General features: G+C 68.6%; 13 protein-coding genes. 8 read left to right on the top strand and 5 right to left on the bottom strand.

Annotated elements, in window-relative coordinates; translation table 11 throughout:
* The first annotated feature begins 3 nt into the window (after window positions 1–3).
* From ACEN9G_RS12445 to trxB, 4 genes are read left to right on the top strand one after another with little or no spacing between them, the layout of a single operon-like run.
* Window positions 4–1,149: a DUF3570 domain-containing protein gene (locus ACEN9G_RS12445; RefSeq protein ID WP_413340284.1), complete on the top strand. Its 1,146-nt coding sequence runs from the start codon at window positions 4–6 to the stop codon at window positions 1,147–1,149.
* Window positions 1,143–2,057: an FAD:protein FMN transferase gene (locus ACEN9G_RS12440; protein ID WP_483126686.1), complete on the top strand. Its 915-nt coding sequence runs from the start codon at window positions 1,143–1,145 to the stop codon at window positions 2,055–2,057. The genes ACEN9G_RS12445 and ACEN9G_RS12440 overlap by 7 nt, the downstream gene beginning before the upstream one ends.
* On the top strand, window positions 2,054–3,832 hold the full coding sequence (dsbD, locus tag ACEN9G_RS12435; RefSeq protein ID WP_413340281.1) for a protein-disulfide reductase DsbD: 1,779 nt from the start codon (window positions 2,054–2,056) through the stop codon (window positions 3,830–3,832). Before ACEN9G_RS12440 ends, dsbD begins: the two co-directional genes overlap by 4 nt.
* A gap of 4 nt (window positions 3,833–3,836) precedes the next feature.
* Complete coding sequence (trxB, locus tag ACEN9G_RS12430; protein ID WP_413340279.1) at window positions 3,837–4,775, top strand: thioredoxin-disulfide reductase; 939 nt, start codon at window positions 3,837–3,839, stop codon at window positions 4,773–4,775.
* 2 nt (window positions 4,776–4,777) lie between these two features.
* Here the strand turns inward: trxB and ettA are convergent, their stop codons facing one another.
* Together ettA and rarD are read right to left on the bottom strand one after the other, a co-directional pair.
* A complete protein-coding gene (gene ettA / locus ACEN9G_RS12425; protein ID WP_056133951.1) occupies window positions 4,778–6,445 on the bottom strand; it encodes an energy-dependent translational throttle protein EttA in 1,668 nt (555 codons plus the stop codon).
* A gap of 117 nt (window positions 6,446–6,562) precedes the next feature.
* Window positions 6,563–7,447: an EamA family transporter RarD gene (rarD, locus tag ACEN9G_RS12420; protein WP_413340277.1), complete on the bottom strand. Its 885-nt coding sequence runs from the start codon at window positions 7,445–7,447 to the stop codon at window positions 6,563–6,565.
* Window positions 7,448–7,664: 217 nt separating this feature from the next.
* On the opposite strand from rarD, the gene ACEN9G_RS12415 reads away from it, so the two are divergent.
* Entirely contained in the window at window positions 7,665–9,542 is a 1,878-nt protein-coding gene (locus ACEN9G_RS12415) for a potassium transporter Kup (RefSeq protein ID WP_413340275.1), read from the top strand.
* A gap of 100 nt (window positions 9,543–9,642) precedes the next feature.
* On the top strand, window positions 9,643–10,122 hold the full coding sequence (locus tag ACEN9G_RS12410; protein ID WP_413340273.1) for an FKBP-type peptidyl-prolyl cis-trans isomerase: 480 nt from the start codon (window positions 9,643–9,645) through the stop codon (window positions 10,120–10,122).
* A 1-nt stretch (window position 10,123) separates the two neighbouring features.
* Here ACEN9G_RS12410 and ACEN9G_RS12405 read toward each other — a convergent pair whose 3' ends face one another.
* From ACEN9G_RS12405 to ACEN9G_RS12395, 3 genes are read right to left on the bottom strand one after another with little or no spacing between them, the layout of a single operon-like run.
* Window positions 10,124–12,529, bottom strand: a complete 2,406-nt coding sequence (locus tag ACEN9G_RS12405) for an ABC transporter permease (RefSeq protein WP_483126685.1) — start codon at window positions 12,527–12,529, stop codon at window positions 10,124–10,126.
* A 10-nt stretch (window positions 12,530–12,539) separates the two neighbouring features.
* Window positions 12,540–13,220 (bottom strand): ABC transporter ATP-binding protein, encoded by a 681-nt coding sequence (locus tag ACEN9G_RS12400; RefSeq protein ID WP_483126684.1) that lies wholly within the window; start codon window positions 13,218–13,220, stop codon window positions 12,540–12,542.
* A 40-nt stretch (window positions 13,221–13,260) separates the two neighbouring features.
* The gene (locus ACEN9G_RS12395; protein WP_413345705.1) at window positions 13,261–14,544 is read right to left on the bottom strand and encodes an efflux RND transporter periplasmic adaptor subunit; all 1,284 of its coding nucleotides are present in this window, start codon (window positions 14,542–14,544) and stop codon (window positions 13,261–13,263) included.
* A gap of 160 nt (window positions 14,545–14,704) precedes the next feature.
* Here ACEN9G_RS12395 and ACEN9G_RS12390 point away from each other — a divergent pair, with 160 nt between their 5' ends.
* The gene (locus ACEN9G_RS12390) at window positions 14,705–16,027 is read left to right on the top strand and encodes a sigma-54-dependent transcriptional regulator (RefSeq protein ID WP_483126683.1); all 1,323 of its coding nucleotides are present in this window, start codon (window positions 14,705–14,707) and stop codon (window positions 16,025–16,027) included.
* Window positions 16,017–17,228 (top strand): sensor histidine kinase, encoded by a 1,212-nt coding sequence (locus ACEN9G_RS12385; protein WP_483126682.1) that lies wholly within the window; start codon window positions 16,017–16,019, stop codon window positions 17,226–17,228. The genes ACEN9G_RS12390 and ACEN9G_RS12385 overlap by 11 nt, the downstream gene beginning before the upstream one ends.
* Window positions 17,229–17,290: the final 62 nt, after the last annotated feature.

The raw sequence follows: 17,290 nt of genomic DNA, 5'->3' as shown, positions 1-17,290 counted from the left end.
TCCATGACGACATCCAAGCAAGCTCCCCAGGACCTGGCGGCCTCGCTGCTCGCCGCCGCGCTGCTGCTGCCCGGCGTGCAGGCGCTGGCGGACGAGCCGCCGCAGGGCGGCAGCATCAGCCTGCGCTATCTCGACTACGCCGACCGCCAGAGCGGCCTCGATCGCATTCGTGCCCATTCGCCGTCGATCGCGGTGACGGCGCCCGTTGCGAGCGACTGGTCCATCGAAGGCACGCTGACGGCCGACGACGTGTCCGGCGCCTCGCCGCGCTACCACACGGCGGTCTCCGGCGCCTCGCACATGCAGGACGAGAGAAAGGCGGGCGATGTCGCCGTCACGCGCTACTTCCGGCGCGGTACGCTGACGGCCGGCGCCGCGTATTCGACGGAGCACGATTACGTGTCGCGCGCGCTGTCGTTGAACGGCACGGTGTCCAGCGAGGACAACAACACGACGTGGGCGTTCGGCGTCGCAGGCAGTCGCGACCGCATCGATCCGGTGAATCACGTCGTCGTCGATGAGCACAAGCGCACGGTCAGCGTCCTCGCGGGCGTGACGCGCGTGCTGACGCCGAACGACATCGGACAAATCACGTTCACGCGCACGAACGGTGACGGTTACTTCAACGATCCGTATAAATTGTTCGATAACCGGCCCCGTTCGCGCCGCCAGAACACGGCGCTGCTGCGCTGGAATCACTACGTCGACAGCACGGGTGGCACGTCGCGCCTGTCCTACCGCTACTACAGCGACTCGTTCCGCATCCGCGCGCACACGCTGTCCGGAGAATACGTGCAGCCGCTCGGCGGCGGATGGAGCATCGTGCCGGAACTGCGCCTCTACACGCAGAGCGCAGCTTACTTCTACTACGACCCCGTGTACGACGGCACGCTCGGCCCGCCGTTCCCACCCGGCTTTGCGAGTGCGGATCCGAGCCGCCTGTCGTCGCCGGACCAGCGCCTGTCCGGGTTCGGCGCCGTCACGGCGGGGCTGAAGGTCCAGCGCGAGATCGGCAAGCTGTGGACGGTCGACGTCAAGGTCGAAGGCTATGAGCAGCGCGGCAACTGGCGTTTGTTCCACGACGGTAGTCCGGGCCTCGCGCCGCTGCACGCCCGCATCTTCCAGGTCGGATTGACGCGGCGATGGTAGACGCGGTGGTCCGCTTTCCGTTCGATGCGATGGCCAGCCGTTGTGAAATCAGGCTGGCCGCGCCGGACGGACATGCGGCGGAAGAACTGGCCCTCGCGGCGATCGCCGAAGTGCGGCGCATCGAGCGCACGTACTCGCGCTACCGTGCCGACAGTATCGTCAGCCGCATCAACGCCGCGGCGGGCCGCTACCGCGTGGAGTGTGACGCAGAGACGGCGCAGCTGCTCGACTACGCCGATCACCTGCACCGCGCGAGCGGCGGACTGTTCGACATCACGTCCGGCGTGCTGCGCCGCGCCTGGGACTTCCGCCAGCCGCGCGTGCCGCACGCCCGCGAACTGGCGCCGCTGCTGGCGCTGGTGGACTGGACGGCCGTGCAGCGTGAAGACGGCGCCGTCTTCCTGCCGCGCGCCGGCATGGAGATCGACTTCGGCGGCTTCGGCAAGGAATACGCGGCCGACCGCGCCTGCGCGCTGCTGCAGGAACGGGGCGTGCGGCACGGCTACGTGAACCTCGGCGGCGACATGCGCTTCATCGGCCCGCAACCCGATGGACGCCTGTGGAGCATCGGCATCCAGGACCCGCGCAAGGCCGATGGCACTATCGCCAGCATCGCCGTGAGCCACGGTGCGCTGACGACGAGCGGCGACTACGAACGGTTTTTCGACGTCGACGGCAAGCGCTATTGCCACGTATTGAACCCGCGCACCGGGATGCCCGTGTCGCATTGGCGCTCGGTGAGCGTGCTGGCGCCGCTGGCCGTCCTGGGCGGCAGCGTGTCGACCATCGCCATGCTGAAAGAGGACGACGGCCTGTCCTTCCTCGCCGCCAGCGGGCTCGCGTACTTCGCCATCGACGGCACGGGACAAGCGCATCACCACAGTATTTCAGGAGATTACGCATCATGAAGCAGCTCTTTCGATGGATGGCCGCGCTGGTCCTGCTGGCCAGTACGCTGGGCCGGCCGGCGCTTGCCGCCGACGACTTCCTGCCGCCCGAACAGGCGTTCAAGCCGAGCGCCGAACTGCGCGCAGGCGGCATCGTGCACGTCACCTGGGCCATCGCGCCCGGCTACCACCTGTACCGCGACCGCCTCGTGTTCACGGCGCCGCAGGTCGGCCAGCCCGCGTTGCCGGACGGTGTGCGCAAGTTCGACAGCAATTTCAACAAGGAGATGGAAACCTATGCGGGGCAGCTTGCAGCGGACCTGCCGGTGAAAGCGGATGCGAAAGCACCGTTCGTGCTGCGCGTGGGCTACCAGGGCTGCGCGGATGCGGGCCTGTGCTATCCGCCCGCCGAAGTCGCGTTCGCGGTGGACCCGGCGGCGCCGGGCGCATTGAAGCCTGTCGCTGCCGACGCCGTGATCGCTCCGCCGCCAGTGCACGAAGACGACAGCTCGCTGGCCCAGCGCACGCTGCAATCAGGCAGCGCCTGGCGCATCGGCCTCGCGTTCCTCGCGTTCGGCCTGCTGCTGTCGTTCACGCCGTGCGTGCTGCCGATGGTGCCGATCCTGTCGTCGATCATCGTCGGCGAGGGCAACGTCTCGCGCAGTAAAGGTTTTATCCTCGCGCTGGCGTACAGCCTGGGCATGGCGCTCGTCTACACGGCGCTCGGCGTCGCGGCGGGCCTGGCCGGTGAAGGTCTCGCCGGCGCGCTGCAGAAGCCGTGGGTGCTGCTGACGTTCGGCGCGCTGCTCGTGCTGCTGGCGCTGTCGATGTTCGACGTCTACCAGCTGCAGCTGCCCAGCAGCCTGCAAAGCCGCTTGAGCACGACGAGCGGCAGCATGAGCGGCGGGCGGTTCGCCGGCGTGTTCGTGATGGGCGCCTTGTCCGCACTGATCGTGGGGCCATGCGTGGCCGGTCCGCTGGCGGGTGCACTGCTGTACATCAGCCAGACGAAAAACGTGTGGACGGGCGGCTGGGCGCTGTTCTCGATGGCGGCCGGGATGAGCGTGCCGCTGCTGCTGACAGGCGTCTCGGCGGGCAGCCTGCTGCCGCGCGCCGGCGCGTGGATGAACCACGTCAAGCGCGTGTTCGGCCTGCTGCTGCTGGCGGTCGCGATCTGGATGGTAACGCCCGTGTTCCCGGTCACCGTCGCGATGCTGCTGTGGGGCGCGTTCGCCGTGCTGTGCGCCGTGTTCCTGCGCGTGTTCGAACCCATCGCCGCCGGTGCGGGCCTGGGCCGCTATGCCGGCAAGACGCTGGGCCTCGTGCTGCTGACGGGCGGCCTGTTCGAACTGGTGGGCGCCGCCAGCGCGGGCCAGGACGTGCTGCAGCCGCTGGCGCACCTGCGCGGCACGCAGGTCGCCGCCGCGGCCGAGGGCAAGGAACAGAAGTTCGAGCGCATCCGCACGCTGGCCGAACTGGATCAGGTGCTCGCGTCGTCCCCCACGCCCGTGATGCTGGACTTTTATGCCGACTGGTGCGTGTCGTGCAAGGAGATGGAGCGTTTTACTTTCTCCGAACCGAAGGTGGAAGCGCAGATGAAGCAGGTGCGCCTGCTGCAGGTCGACGTCACCGCCAACAACGATGAAGACCGCGCGCTGATGAAGAAATTCGGCCTGTTCGGGCCACCCGGCATCATCCTGTTCAAGCAGGGCAAGGAAGTGCCGGAGAGCCGCGTCATCGGGTTCATGGCGCCCGAACGGTTCGCCGAGCACCTGTCCCGCCACCTTGCCTCCTGACATCATGAAAAAACATGCCAAGGTCCTGATCCTGGGTTCCGGCCCGGCAGGCTATTCCGCCGCCGTGTACGCGGCGCGCGCCAACCTGAACCCGCTGCTCGTCACCGGCGTCGCGCAGGGCGGACAACTGATGACGACGACCGACGTCGAAAACTGGCCCGCCGACCCGGACGGCGTGCAGGGCCCCGATCTGATGCGCCGCTTCGAATTGCACGCACGGCGCTTCGACACGCAGATCGTCTTCGACCACATCCACACGGCGCACCTGCACGAGCGTCCGCTGCGCCTGTCCGGCGACCAGGGCGAGTACACGTGCGACGCGCTGATCATCGCCACCGGCGCGTCCGCCCGCTACCTGGGCCTGCCGTCGGAGCAGGCCTTCATGGGGCGCGGCGTCTCGGCCTGCGCCACCTGCGACGGCTTCTTTTATCGCGGGAAGGACGTCGCCGTGATCGGCGGCGGCAACACGGCCGTGGAAGAGGCGCTGTATTTGTCGAACATCGCGTCCAGGGTGACGGTGGTGCACCGCCGCGACCACCTGCGCGCGGAAGCGATCCTCGTCGAGCGCCTGCTGGCGCGCGTGGAAGAGGGCAAGGTGGACGTCCTGTGGAACCACACGCTGGACGAGGTGCTGGGCGATGCGGCCGGCGTGCACACGCTGCGCCTGCGCGGCGAGCGCGGCGGCATCCGCGTGCTGCCCGTGCACGGCGTGTTCGTGGCCATCGGCCATCGGCCGAATACGGGCCTCTTCGCGGGTCAGCTGGAGATGGAGAACGGGTATATCGTGACGCGCGCGGGACGCAACGGCCTGGCGACCGCCACGAGCGTGCCCGGCGTGTTCGCGGCCGGCGACGTGCAGGACCACGTCTACCGGCAGGCGATCACCAGCGCCGCCAGCGGGTGCATGGCGGCGCTGGATGCCCAGCGCTTTCTGGAGGAGTAAGCTTAGCTGGTGAGCGGCTTGTAGCGGATCCGCTTCGGCTTGGCACCTTCTTCGCCGAGGCGCTTCTTCTTGTCGGCTTCGTACTCCTGGTAGTTACCGTTGAAGAAGGTGACCTGCGACTCGCCTTCGAACGCGAGGATGTGGGTGGCGATGCGGTCGAGGAACCAGCGGTCGTGCGAGATGACCATCACGCTGCCCGCGAATTCCAGCAGCGCGTCTTCCAGCGCGCGCAGGGTTTCGACGTCCAGGTCGTTCGACGGTTCGTCCAGCAGCAGCACGTTGCCGCCCTTGAGCAGCGTCTTGGCCAGGTGCAGGCGGCCGCGTTCACCGCCGGACAGGTTGCCGACGAGCTTCTGCTGGTCCGCGCCCTTGAAGTTGAAGCGGCCGAGATACGCGCGCGACGGCATCTCGAAGCGGCCGACGGACAGCATGTCGGCACCGCCGGACACGTCTTCGAACACGGTCTTGTTGGCGGCGAGGCTGTCGCGCGACTGGTCGACGAGCGAGACCTTCGCGGTCTTGCCGATGACGACTTCGCCGCTGTCCGGCTGCTCGATGCCCGCGATCATGCGGAACAGCGTCGACTTACCGGCGCCGTTCGGGCCGATGATGCCGACGATCGCGCCCGGCGGCACGGTAAACGACAGGTTGTCGATCAGCAGGCGGTCGCCGAACGCTTTCGAGACGTTCTTGAACTCGATGACTTCGTTACCGAGGCGTTCCGCGACGGGGATGAAGATCTCCTGCGTCTCGTTGCGCTTCTGGTATTCGTATTCGGACAGTTCGTTGAAGCGGGCGAGACGCGCCTTCGACTTGGCCTGGCGTGCCTTCGGATTCTGGCGCGCCCATTCCAGTTCTTTCGCCAGCGCTTTCTGGCGCGCGGATTCCGTCGCTTCTTCCTGCTTCAGGCGGGCTTCCTTCTGCTCCAGCCAGGACGAGTAATTGCCCTTCCAGGGGATGCCGTGACCGCGGTCCAGTTCCAGGATCCATTCGGCGGCGTTGTCGAGGAAGTAGCGGTCGTGGGTGATGCCGACGACGGTGCCCGGGAAGCGCAGCAGGAACTGCTCCAGCCACTCGACGGATTCGGCGTCCAGGTGGTTGGTCGGCTCGTCGAGCAGCAGCATGTCGGGCTTGGACAGCAGCAGCTTGCACAGCGCCACGCGGCGCTTCTCGCCGCCGGACAGCACGCCGATCTTCGCATCCCACGGCGGCAGGCGCAGCGCGTCGGCGGCCATTTCCAGCTGCAGGTTCAGGTTGCCGCCGTCGGAGGCGGCGATGATCGATTCCAGGCGCTCCTGCTCCTTGGCCAGCGCGTCGAAATCGGCGTCTTCCTCGGCGTAGGCCGCGTACACGGCTTCCAGCTTGGCCTGTGCCTCGAAGGCTTCACCGAGGCCGCTCTCCACTTCCTGGCGCACGGTTTTTTCCGGATCGAGCTGCGGTTCCTGCGGCAGGTAGCCGATGTTCAGGCCCGGCATCGGGCGCGCTTCGCCCTGGATGTCGGTGTCGATGCCGGCCATGATCTTCAGCAGGGTCGATTTGCCCGAGCCGTTCAGGCCCAGCACGCCGATCTTCGCGCCTGGGAAGAACGACAGCGAAATGTCCTTCAGGATCTGGCGTTTCGGTGGGACGATCTTGCCCACGCGGTTCATGGTGTAGACGTAATTGGCCATTAGTAATGTACTTCTATCTCGTAAAATAAGGACGACAGGATACTGTAAAACACCGGGGTCAGAGCCCGATTTCAGGAAATTGCCAGAATTCGGGCTCTGACCCCGGTTTGCGCCAGCTCAAGCCTCTTTGGCCACCCGCTGCGGGCGATTCAGCAAGCCTTCGGCCGCGAACAGGGCCAGTGCAAGCCAGATCAGCACGAAGCCGACGAGGCGGTCGGCAGTAAATGCTTCGTGGAACAGCCACACGCCCAGAAGGAATTGCAGGGTGGGCGACATGTATTGCAGCAAGCCGACGATCGACAGCGGGATTTTTCTCGCGCCCGCCGCGAACAGCAGCAGCGGGATCGCCGTGATCGGCCCGGCCGCGACGAGCAGCAGGCGCGTCGTGTTCGAGTCCGTGTTGATGAAGGTGTTCTGGCCGTGCACGCTGAGCCAGACGACGTAGGCGGCCGCGAGCGGGAACAGCACCATCGTCTCGAACGACAGGCCCTCCAGCGCGCCCAGCGCAGCCGTCTTGCGCAGCAGGCCGTAGCCGCCGAACGATACGGCCAGCGCCAGCGCGACCCAGGGCACGTTGCCGGCCTGCCACGTCAGCCAGGCGACGCCCAGCGCCGCCACGCCGATCGCCATCCATTGCGTGCGCCGCAGGCGTTCTTTCAGCAGCATCGAGCCGAACATGATGTTGACGAGCGGATTGATGAAATAGCCGAGGCTGGCCTCGATGACGTGGCCGTTGTTCACGGCCCAAATGTAGATGAGCCAGTTGACGCTGAGCAGCAGGGCCGACGCGACGAAGCTGCCGAACACACGCGGCCGGCGCACGAGGTTCAGCCAGGCCCACTGGCGGCGCACGGCGAGCACGATCACGAGGAACAGCAGCGACCACAGCATGCGGTGCGCGAGGATCTGCAGCGGCGGCACTTCATCGATGGCGTGGAAATACAACGGAAACAGGCCCCAGCACAGGAAGGCGAGGGCGGCGGACAGGATGCCGGTGTTCATGGGGAGGCGTGATACGGGTGAATGGTCTGACATTATCCTTGAACGGACGCAGCCTTGCTGGCGGGCCCGCCGTTTGCGGCAACCGAGGCGTGCGCTCGGCCTGCTTCCATTGATGCAGACTTTGAGAAAATAGCGGCCGGGCAAAAGGACGCGCACTTGTCTTTCCTTGTCAATTATTCTATTGTGCAACGCACCAGAACAACAAAACGGTGAAACCTTGACGGCAGAACATAAGAAAAGCAGCCTGGCAGGGCTGACGCTGGCGGCGGTCGGTATCGTCTACGGCGACATCGGCACCAGTCCGCTGTACACGCTCAAGACCATCTTCGATCCCGTCCACGGCCTGGCCCTGACCACGCCGAACCTGCTGGGCATCGTGTCCCTGATCTTCTGGGGCCTGACGATGATCGTCTCGCTCAAATACGTCACGCTGGTGCTGCGCGCGGACAACCGCGGCGAGGGCGGCATCATGGCCCTGATGGCGCTCGCACTGAATTCCGTCACGCGCACGTCGCGCTGGCATTACGTGCTGATGGTGCTGGGCGTGTTCGGCGCCACCATGTTCTACGGCGACAGCGTGATCACGCCGGCGATCTCCGTGCTGGGCGCGATCGAAGGTCTCGAAGTGGCCACGCCCGGCCTGGAAAAATACGTCGTGCCGCTGACGATCGTCGTGCTGGTGGGGCTGTACAGCGTGCAGCGCCACGGCACGGCCGGCATCGGCCGCTGGTTCGGCCCCGTCATGGTCGTGTGGTTCGCCGCGCTGGCCGTGATGGGCGTCATCAATATCGTGCAGGCCCCGGTGATCCTGCACGCGCTGAACCCGCTGCATGCGTTCGAGTTCATGCTGCGCGAGCGCATGATCGCGTTTGTCGCGCTGGGCGCCGTCGTGCTGGCGTTCACCGGCGCCGAGGCGCTGTACGCGGACATGGGCCACTTCGGCAAGAAGCCGATCCGCTTCGCGTGGTTCATGGTCGTGTTCCCCGCGCTCGCCGTGAACTACCTGGGCCAGGGCGGCCTGTTGATCACGCATCCGGAAGCGCTCGAGAACCCGTTCTTCCACCAGCTGGGCAGCTGGAGCGTGCTGCCGCTCGTGCTGCTGTCGACGATGGCGACCGTGATCGCGTCGCAGGCCACGATCTCCGGCACGTTCTCGATGACGCGCCAGGCGATCGCACTGGGCCTGCTGCCACGCATGCGCGTGATGCACACGTCGGAAAGCGAGATCGGCCAGATCTACATCCCGGCCGTGAACTGGCTGCAGCTGATCGTCGTGCTGCTGGCGGTCGTCGGCTTTGGTTCGTCGGACAAGCTGGCCGGCGCCTACGGCATCGCGGTGACGGCGACCATGTTCGCGACGACGATCCTGACGTTCTTCGTGATCCGCTACCGCTGGCACCTGCCGCTGTGGCTGTGCTTCGGCGCCACCGGCTTCTTCATGGCGATGGACATCATGCTGTTCTCGGCCAGCACGTTGAAACTGCTGCACGGCGGCTGGTTCCCGCTGCTGCTCGGCGCGATCCTGCTGACGACGATGCTGACGTGGAAGCGCGGCCGCGAACTCGTGTTCGAGAACCTGGAAAAGCACGCGATCCCGCTCGACGACTTCCTGCAGTCGCTGTTCGTGGCGCCGCCCGACCGCGTGTCCGGCACCGCCATCTTCCTGCGCGGCGAAACCGACGGCGTGCCGCACGCGCTGCTGCACAACCTCCTGCACAACAAGGTGCTGCACGAGCGCGTCGTGTTCCTCACGGTGCGCATCCGCGAGGAGCCGTACGTGCCCGAGAGCGAGCAGGTCGAGGTCGTCCCGCTGGGCCACAACTGCTACCAGCTGAACGTGACCTACGGCTTCAAGGACGAAGCGGACATCCCGGACATCCTGCGCCTGTGCGCTGCCTGCGGCCTCGAATTCGAGATGATGGAGACGTCGTTCTTCATCGCGCGCCAGACCGTGATCTCGGTGCCGGGGCAGGGAATGATGCCGTGGAGGGAGCACCTGTACGTGGCGATGCAGCGCAACGCCCGCACGGCCGCGGATTATTATCAGATTCCGAGCAACCGCGTCATCGAACTTGGAACCCAGGTCGAAATCTGAGCGGATTACAAAGGCATACAAATCCCCCACAGACGCTTGCAGAGCAGGTTGGTAAGGTTCGGGTTTCCATCCGATAACCAACCTGTCCCGTAGGAGTCCCATGAAACTGTCCTTCCCACTGGCCGCCGCCTTCGCCGCCATCCTGAGCCTGTCCGCATGCGGCGGCGGTGGCGATTCGGGCAGCACCACCCCTCCCGTCGTCAACAATCCCGCCGCGCTGACCAAGACCGACATCGCGATCGGCACCGGTGCCGAAGCCGTCAACGGCGCGCGCGTGCAGGTCAACTACACGGGCTGGCTGTACAGCGCCGCCGCGGCCGACTTCAAGGGCGCCAAGTTCGACGCGTCGTTGCCCGGCAAGCCGTTCACCTTCGTCATCGGCGCCGTGAACACCAACGAATCCGTGATTCCCGGCTTCGGCCAGGGCGTGCAGGGCATGAAGGTCGGCGGCAAGCGCACGATCCTGATCCCGAGCAGCCTGGGTTACGGCGCGGGCGGCGTGCCGGGCGCAATCCCGGGCAACACCGGCCTCGTGTTCGAAGTCGAACTGGTAAAAGTCTGCGGCAGCGCGGCCTGCTGATTCATTCGCGCAGCGCGCTAGCGGGGCGGATCCGCATCGCCGCCAGCGCGTGGCGCAGGGTCGACACCAGCGCCACGACGCCCGCCACCAGCAGCGCGGCGGCGAGCGTCCAGCCGCCGATCGGCGCACGCTCGGTGAACCCGCCCAGCCAGCGCTGGATCGCCACCCACGCGAACGGTAATCCCAGCACCGCGCCGGCACCGACCAGCGCGGCGAACTCGCGCGCCACCAGTCTTGCGATCGCCGCGTGGCCGGCCCCATACAGCTTGCGCAGCACGATTTCCTTTTCGCGCCGGCGCACGCTGTACGCGGCCAGCACATAGATGCCGAAGGCGGCGATCGCCGTCGCGATCGCGCTGGCCGCCGCCAGCAGCTTGGCGAGACGCAGGTCGTCGGCATAGAAGATGTCGGTCATCAGCGTCGAGATGCGCACGACATCCAGAGGCTCGTTGGGGAAGTAGCGCGGCCACAGGGCCTCGATGGCGCGCCGGACCGCGTCGACGTCGCCGCTGCACCTTACCGTGAATCCGCCCACGCGGTCGTTCAGGTAGAACACGCTGGGCTGCTGGCCGTCGCGCGCCGAACGCTGGCGCAGGTCCGGCGCCACGCCCACGACCTGTTTCGGCTTGCCGTCCATGTTGTCGGTCACCATCTGTCCAACCGCATCGCGCGGTGTGGGAAAGCCGAGCTGGCGCGCCGCCGCCGCATTGATCACCACGCGGTCGTCGTCGTTGAGCTTGTCGAACGCGGGCGAATACAGGCGCCCGGCCACCGGCTTGACGCCATAGACGTCGAAAAATTCCGGACTCACCGCGTACAGGTTGATGTCGGTGGCCGTGCCGCCGGCGCGGCGCAGGACCGCAATGTTGTGGCCGACGCTGAACGGCAGGTGCGAGACCGTCACGCCGGCCACGCCCGGCAGGCGCGCGACCGCGTCGCGCAGGGCGCGCGTGCGCGGATCGCGCATGTCGTTCGCGGCCGGGAACATCAACAGCGGTGCCGTATCGAAGCCGGGATCGAGTGTGCTGGCATAGCGCGTCTGCCACGCGACGGCGAGCGTGGTGGCGGTCAGGCCGATGGCGACGCCGAATTGCAGTGCCGTCAGCGCGCGTCGGATCCACACGCCGCGCGCGGTCTCGCCGGCGCCGCGCCCGGCCAGCGCGGCGGTGGCGCGTACGCGCAGCGCCGACCAGGTCGGGTAGGCGCCGGCCGCGAGGCCGAGCAACACGCCCAGCGCCAGGGTCGCCGCCACCGTGGCGGCATTGAACATCCCATCCAGCTTGCGCTGCACGAGGTCGGCAAAGACCGGCAGCAGCAGCCACGCGAGCAGCAGGCCGAGGACCGTCGCGATCAGGCAGACCAGCACCGACTCGGCCAGGAACTGGCGCGCAACGGCCTGCGCCGACGCGCCCAGCACCTTGCGCACGGCGATCTCGCGCTGGCGCGCCAACGTCCGCACGGTGGCCAAATTGACATAGTTGGTCGCAGCCAGCAGCAGCACCAGCAGGGCGACGGCGGCCAGGCCGATCACACCCTGGCGGTTGCCGTGCACGGCGAGGATGTCGTTCAGGTCGGGCGCGAGGTACACGTCGGCGATCGGTTGCAGCCGATAATCGATCAGGTCGCGGCCGCCCAGCGCCGCCACCTGCTGGGCGTAGCTGCGCCGCACGAGCGGCGAGGCGCGCAGGCCGCGTCGCAACGCGTCCAGTACCGCGCCGGCGTCGGCCCCCGGCAACAGCTTGAGGTAGACCCGGCCGGGCGAAAACCCCCAGGCACCGGTCGTGAAATCGCGCTGGTCGGGCGGCATGATGACGCTGCCCGTGCCGGCCAGCGCCTCGTAAGGCATCGTGGTGGCGGCCGGCGGGCTGGCGAGGACGGCCGCCACGACATAGGTCTGGCCGTCGCCCTGCAGCGTGCGCCCGACCGCGTCGACGCGCCCGAACACCTTCAGGGCGGTGTCCGCCGTCAGCGCCAGCGCCTCCGGCCGCGTGAGGGCCGCATGCAGGTCACCGGCCAGCACGCGCGGCGCGAAGATCTTCTCGAAGTCGGGATCGACCAGCGCGACGCCGAAGGCAAGCGCCCGGCCGCCCACGCGCACGTTGACGCCGCGGTCGAGGAAGGCGGTGGCGAGCACGGGCTGGCCGCTGGCCACCGCCGCGTCGCGCGCGGGGAGGCTGGCGGTGCTGCCCCAGCCGGTGCCGAGCAGGGCCAGGTTCCATCGTTCCTGCAACTGGAACACGCGCTCGCGTTCGGGCACGTGCTCGTCGTACGAAAACGAGTGGCGCACGTAGCCGAGCAGCAAAAAGCACACGGCGATACCGACCGCGAGGCCGAGCACCACCACCGCGGAATACGCCGGCTCCTTGACGAGCAGGCGCCAGCCGATGCGGAAATCGCGCAAATTCATCGTGGCCTCCTCATGCCGCCAGCAGCGCGTCGACGACGATGCGGCCGTCGAGCAGGCGCAGCGTGCGCGACGCCTGCGCCGCGTGCGCGGGCGAGTGCGTGACCATCACGACGGTCGTGCCCTCGGCGTTGATGTTCCGTAGCAGGCGCATGACGTCGTCGCCGTGCGCGGTGTCGAGGTTGCCGGTCGGTTCGTCGGCGAGCAGCATGGCCGGCCCGGCCACGAGGGCACGCGCGATCGCCACGCGCTGCTGCTGGCCGCCCGACAGCTGCGACGGCCGGTGCCCGGCGCGGTGCGCCACGCCCAGGCGTTCGAGCATGTCGCCCACGCGCCGCCGGCGTTCGGCCGCGGGCGTGCCCGTGTATTCGAGCGCGAGTTCGACGTTCTCGAATACGGTCAATTCCTCGATCAGGTTGAAGCTCTGGAAAATGAACCCGATCTTCCCGCGCCGCAGCGCATTCAGCTTCGCCTCGCTCCAGCCGGCCACGTTGCGGCCCTCGAACCAGTATTCTCCGGACGTCGGCACGTCGAGCAGCCCGAGGACGGACAGCAGCGTGGACTTGCCGCAGCCGGACGGCCCCGTGATGGCCACGTATTCGCCGGCGGCGATCTCGAGGTCGATGCGGTCGAGGGCCGTGGTGCGGACTTCGCCCGCCGTGTGGATCTTGCTGACGCCTGATAGTCGGAGCATGTCGTTCTTTCGTGGTTGATGTGATGTTGGAGGGTGCGCGTCACTTCGTCAATTCCAGCCGCCCGGCCTTGCCGAACGACGTGTAGCCGGACACGATGACGTCCTCGCCGGCGGCCAGTCCGGACAGGACTTCCACCTGCGTGTCGTTGCGGCGCCCCAGGCGCACGGTGCGCCGTTCGGCATGGCGGCCGTCCGGCGCCGCCACGAACACCCAGGCGCCGCCGCCGTCGCCGGCGTAAGTGCCCTGGGGCAGCAGCAGGGCCCGGGCCGGCTCGCCCAGCGTCAGCCGCGCATCCAGGCCCTGGCCGGGACTGATCACGGGCGGCTGCGCGCCCGTAAACACCATCTCGACGGTGAAGCGGCCGTCCTTGACCTGCGGGTAGATCGTGGCGACGCGCAGCGGATACCTGGCGCCGTCCTGGACCACGAGGCCCGGGCGTCCGGTCGTGACGCGGCTGAGATAGAATTCGTCGACCTGCGCGACCAGCTTGAAGCGCCGCGGATCGTCGATGCGGCCGATGCGCTGGTCGGGGCGCACCGTCTCGCCGACGAGCAGGCGGAAATCGGTCAGCACGCCGGCGGCCGGCGCGCGCACGGCCAGCGCGTCGACGGTCGCGTTCACGAGCTTCAGGCCCGCCTGCAGGCCCGCGATCACGCCTTCGATCTGCTGCAGCACGCGACCGCGCACCTGTTCCTCGGCGGCGCTGCTGGCCCGTTCGTCGTCCAGCAGGCGGCGCTGCTGCGCGAGCTTGTCGGCGGCATCCTCCAGCGCGGCCGTGGACAGGAAGCCGCGCGCGGCCAGGCTGGCGTTGCGCGCATGCTGCTTGCGCGCCTGCTCCAGCGCGAATTCCAGGTCCGCCAGGCGGCGCTGGTGGTCGGTGCGGCTGGCTTCCTGCGCCACGCGCAGGGTCGCGAGGTTCGAGATCTGCTGCGCGTACTCAGTCTGGCGCGCCAGCAGTTCCAGGTTGCGCTGCGGGTTCGACAGGCGGAACAGCAAATCGCCTTTCGCCACGTGCTGGCCGTCGTGCGCGACCACTTCCTCGACGCGGCCGGATTCGACGGAGTCGAGCACGATGGCGCTGAATGGTTCGGCACTGGCGCGCACGACGATCTCGTCGCGGAAGACGCCCGGCGCGACGCGGGCGATGCGCACGTCGCGCGCTGCCACCTGCAGCCCGTGCGGCAAGGCCTGCCACGCGGCGAGGGCGGCCAGGGAGAGGGCGGCCAGCAGCGCGCCGGCGCGCAGAACGAAACGGCCGCGCCGGACCGGAACGCGCACGTCCATGGCGGCGCCGGTGACGAGGTCGGGAGATGGATGGGTCATGCCGGCATTGTTTGCAAGCCCCGTGCCACGACCGTTTTGCCCCTGCCGAAAGGGGTTTTGTCGCGCGACTGTCCGGATCCGGACAGGTACCCCTGTGCGCTTCCGGACAGGTGACCGCCGGGCAGTACAACGCCCCGATGCGCGCTGCTAGAATGGCCCGATGGTTGAATCCCGCACCCGCCTCCTGATCCTCGACGACGACCGCGATGTCGCCTGCGCCGCGCAGATGCTGCTGCGCCGTCGCCATGGCGCGGTGGCCACGCTCGACGATCCGGCGCGGCTGGAGGCGCTGCTGGCGGACGGCGTGCCGGACGTCGTCCTGCTCGACCTGAACTTCACGCCGGGCCGCGTCGACGGCGCCGAGGGGCTCGCGGTGCTCGACCGCCTGCGCACGCTGGCGCGGCCGCCCGCCGTGATCGCGCTGACCGCATATGCCGACGTGCCGCTCGCGGTCGAAGCGCTGAAGCGCGGCGCCGTCGACTTCATCACCAAACCATGGGACAACGCACGCCTCGCCGCCGCCGTCGATGCCGCGCTGGCGCGCCGCGCGGCCGCGAACGTGCCCGGTGCGTCGGCCCTGATGGGAGACTCCGCGCCGATGCGCGAGGTGAAGGCGATGATCGCCGGTGTCGCGCCCACCGAAGCGAACGTGATGGTGCTGGGCGAGAACGGCGTCGGCAAGGAGCTCGTTGCGCGCGCCGTCCACCAGGCGTCGCGCCGCGCCGCCGGGACGTTCCTCGCCGTGGACATGGGCGCGCTGCCCGAGGCGACGTTCGAGAGCGAGTTGTTCGGCCACCGCAAGGGCGCGTTCACCGACGCGAAGAGCGACCGCGCCGGCCGCTTCCAGGCCGCGCGCGGCGGCACGCTGTTCCTCGACGAGATCGGCAACATGCCGCTGCCCGCGCAGGCCAGGCTGCTGACGGCGCTCGAGCGGCGCGAGGTGACGCCGATCGGCGCCGACCGCTCCGAACCGGTCGACGTGCGCATCGTCAGCGCAACCAACCTGGCGGAAGACCGCCTGTTCGATCCGGCCGTGTTCCGCGCCGACCTGCTGTTCCGCCTGAACACCATCGTGATCCGCGTGCCGCCCCTGCGCGCCCGGCGCGACGACATTCCCGCGCTGCTGCACCACTACCTGTCGCTGTACGAGGGCCAGTACCAGCGGCCCGTGCGCGAGCTGGCGCCGGCCGCGCTGGACCGCCTGTGCGCGTGGGACTGGCCGGGCAACGTGCGCGCGCTGCGCCATGCGTGCGAGCGCGCCGTGATCCTGGGCGGCGGGGCAGACTACCGCTACGAGGATTTCGGCCTCGCACCGGCCGCGCCGCCTGCGCCCAACCACGTGGAGTACAAACTCGGCGCGCTCGAACGCGACACCATTGCCGCCGCGCTGAACCAGGCCAGGGGCAACATCAGCCTCGCCGCGCGCATGCTGGGCGTCAGCCGTGCCGCGTTGTACCGCAAGCTGGGCAAGCATGGCATCTGAAGCGCGCGCGAAGATGGCCGCGCTGCTGACGGCGGCCGGCCTCGCGGCGCTGGCGTTCGGCGCCGGCCGCGCGGGCGATGCGCCGCGTGTCCTCGTGCTGTGCGGCCTGGCGGCCGTGGTCGCGGTGCTGGTCCTGTGGCGCAGCCTGGCCGCGCTGCGCCGGCTGCCTGCGCCTGAACCGCGCGCCGTGCTGAACGTCGAGCAGCAAAGCCTCGTCGACAATGCGCTGGCCCTGGAAGCGCGCCTGGAACACGCGCCGGTCGCGCTGTTCGGCATCGACGGGGACGAGCACGTGCAGCCGCTGAACGCGAACGCGCGCAAGCTGGTCGCGCCCGGCCGCGCCACCGATGGCGCCGCCCTGTACCGCCAGCTGGCGCGTCAACCGCACGGCGACCGCACCTTGCTGCAGTTCGAGACCGAGCGCGGCACCGAACGCGCGCTGGCGACGGTGTCGATGCTGACCCTGCATGGCCGTCCGCAGCGTCTCGCCGCGCTGATGCCGGTCGAAAGCGAACTGGAAGCCGAAGCCTTGAACGCCTGGCGCCGGCTGGTGCACGTGCTCACGCACGAGATCATGAATTCGCTGACGCCGGTGGCGTCGCTGTCGCGCACGGCGCGCGACCTGGTCGAGGAAGCACGGCCCGCGCTGCTGCCCGACGTGGCGGCGGACCTCGGCACGGCGCTCGACGCCATCGGCCGCCGCGCCGACAGCCTGGCCGGTTTCGTCGCCAGCTACCGCAGCCTGTCCAACGTGCCGGATGCGCGGCCCGAGCGGGTGCCGCTGGCCGCCCTGTTCGCGCGGCTCGATGCGCTGGTGGGGCCGGCCTGGCGGGAGCGCGGCGGCGAGGTCGCGTTCTCGGTGGAGCCGGCGTCGCTGGAACTGATGGCCGACCCGGGCCAGCTCGAGCAGGCGCTGATCAACCTGCTCAAGAACGCGTTCGAGGCGACGGGTGCGGGCGGCCGCGCGCGCGTTGCCGCCCGCCTGGTGCGCGGCGCGCGCCTGCGCATCGAGGTCGACGATGACGGTCCCGGCGTGCCGGACGCGCTGGCCGCGCACATCTTCACGCCCTTCTTCACGACGCGCAAACAGGGCGGCGGCATTGGCCTCGCGATGGTGCGTCAATTGGTACATGGCAATGGCGGCACGGTACGTTACGCGCGCCCGGTGAGCCGCGGCGCGCGCTTCGTCATCACGTTCTGAATGCGTTCCGCGCACGCCTGATCTGGCTCAGTTCCGCGCGGCGCGTCGGGCCGTATCGTTGG

This window comes from Massilia sp. Masssp94 (genome assembly GCF_059491305.1).
The sequence above is the reverse complement of the archived record's forward strand: the minus strand, read 5'-3'. Positions and strand labels throughout refer to the sequence as shown.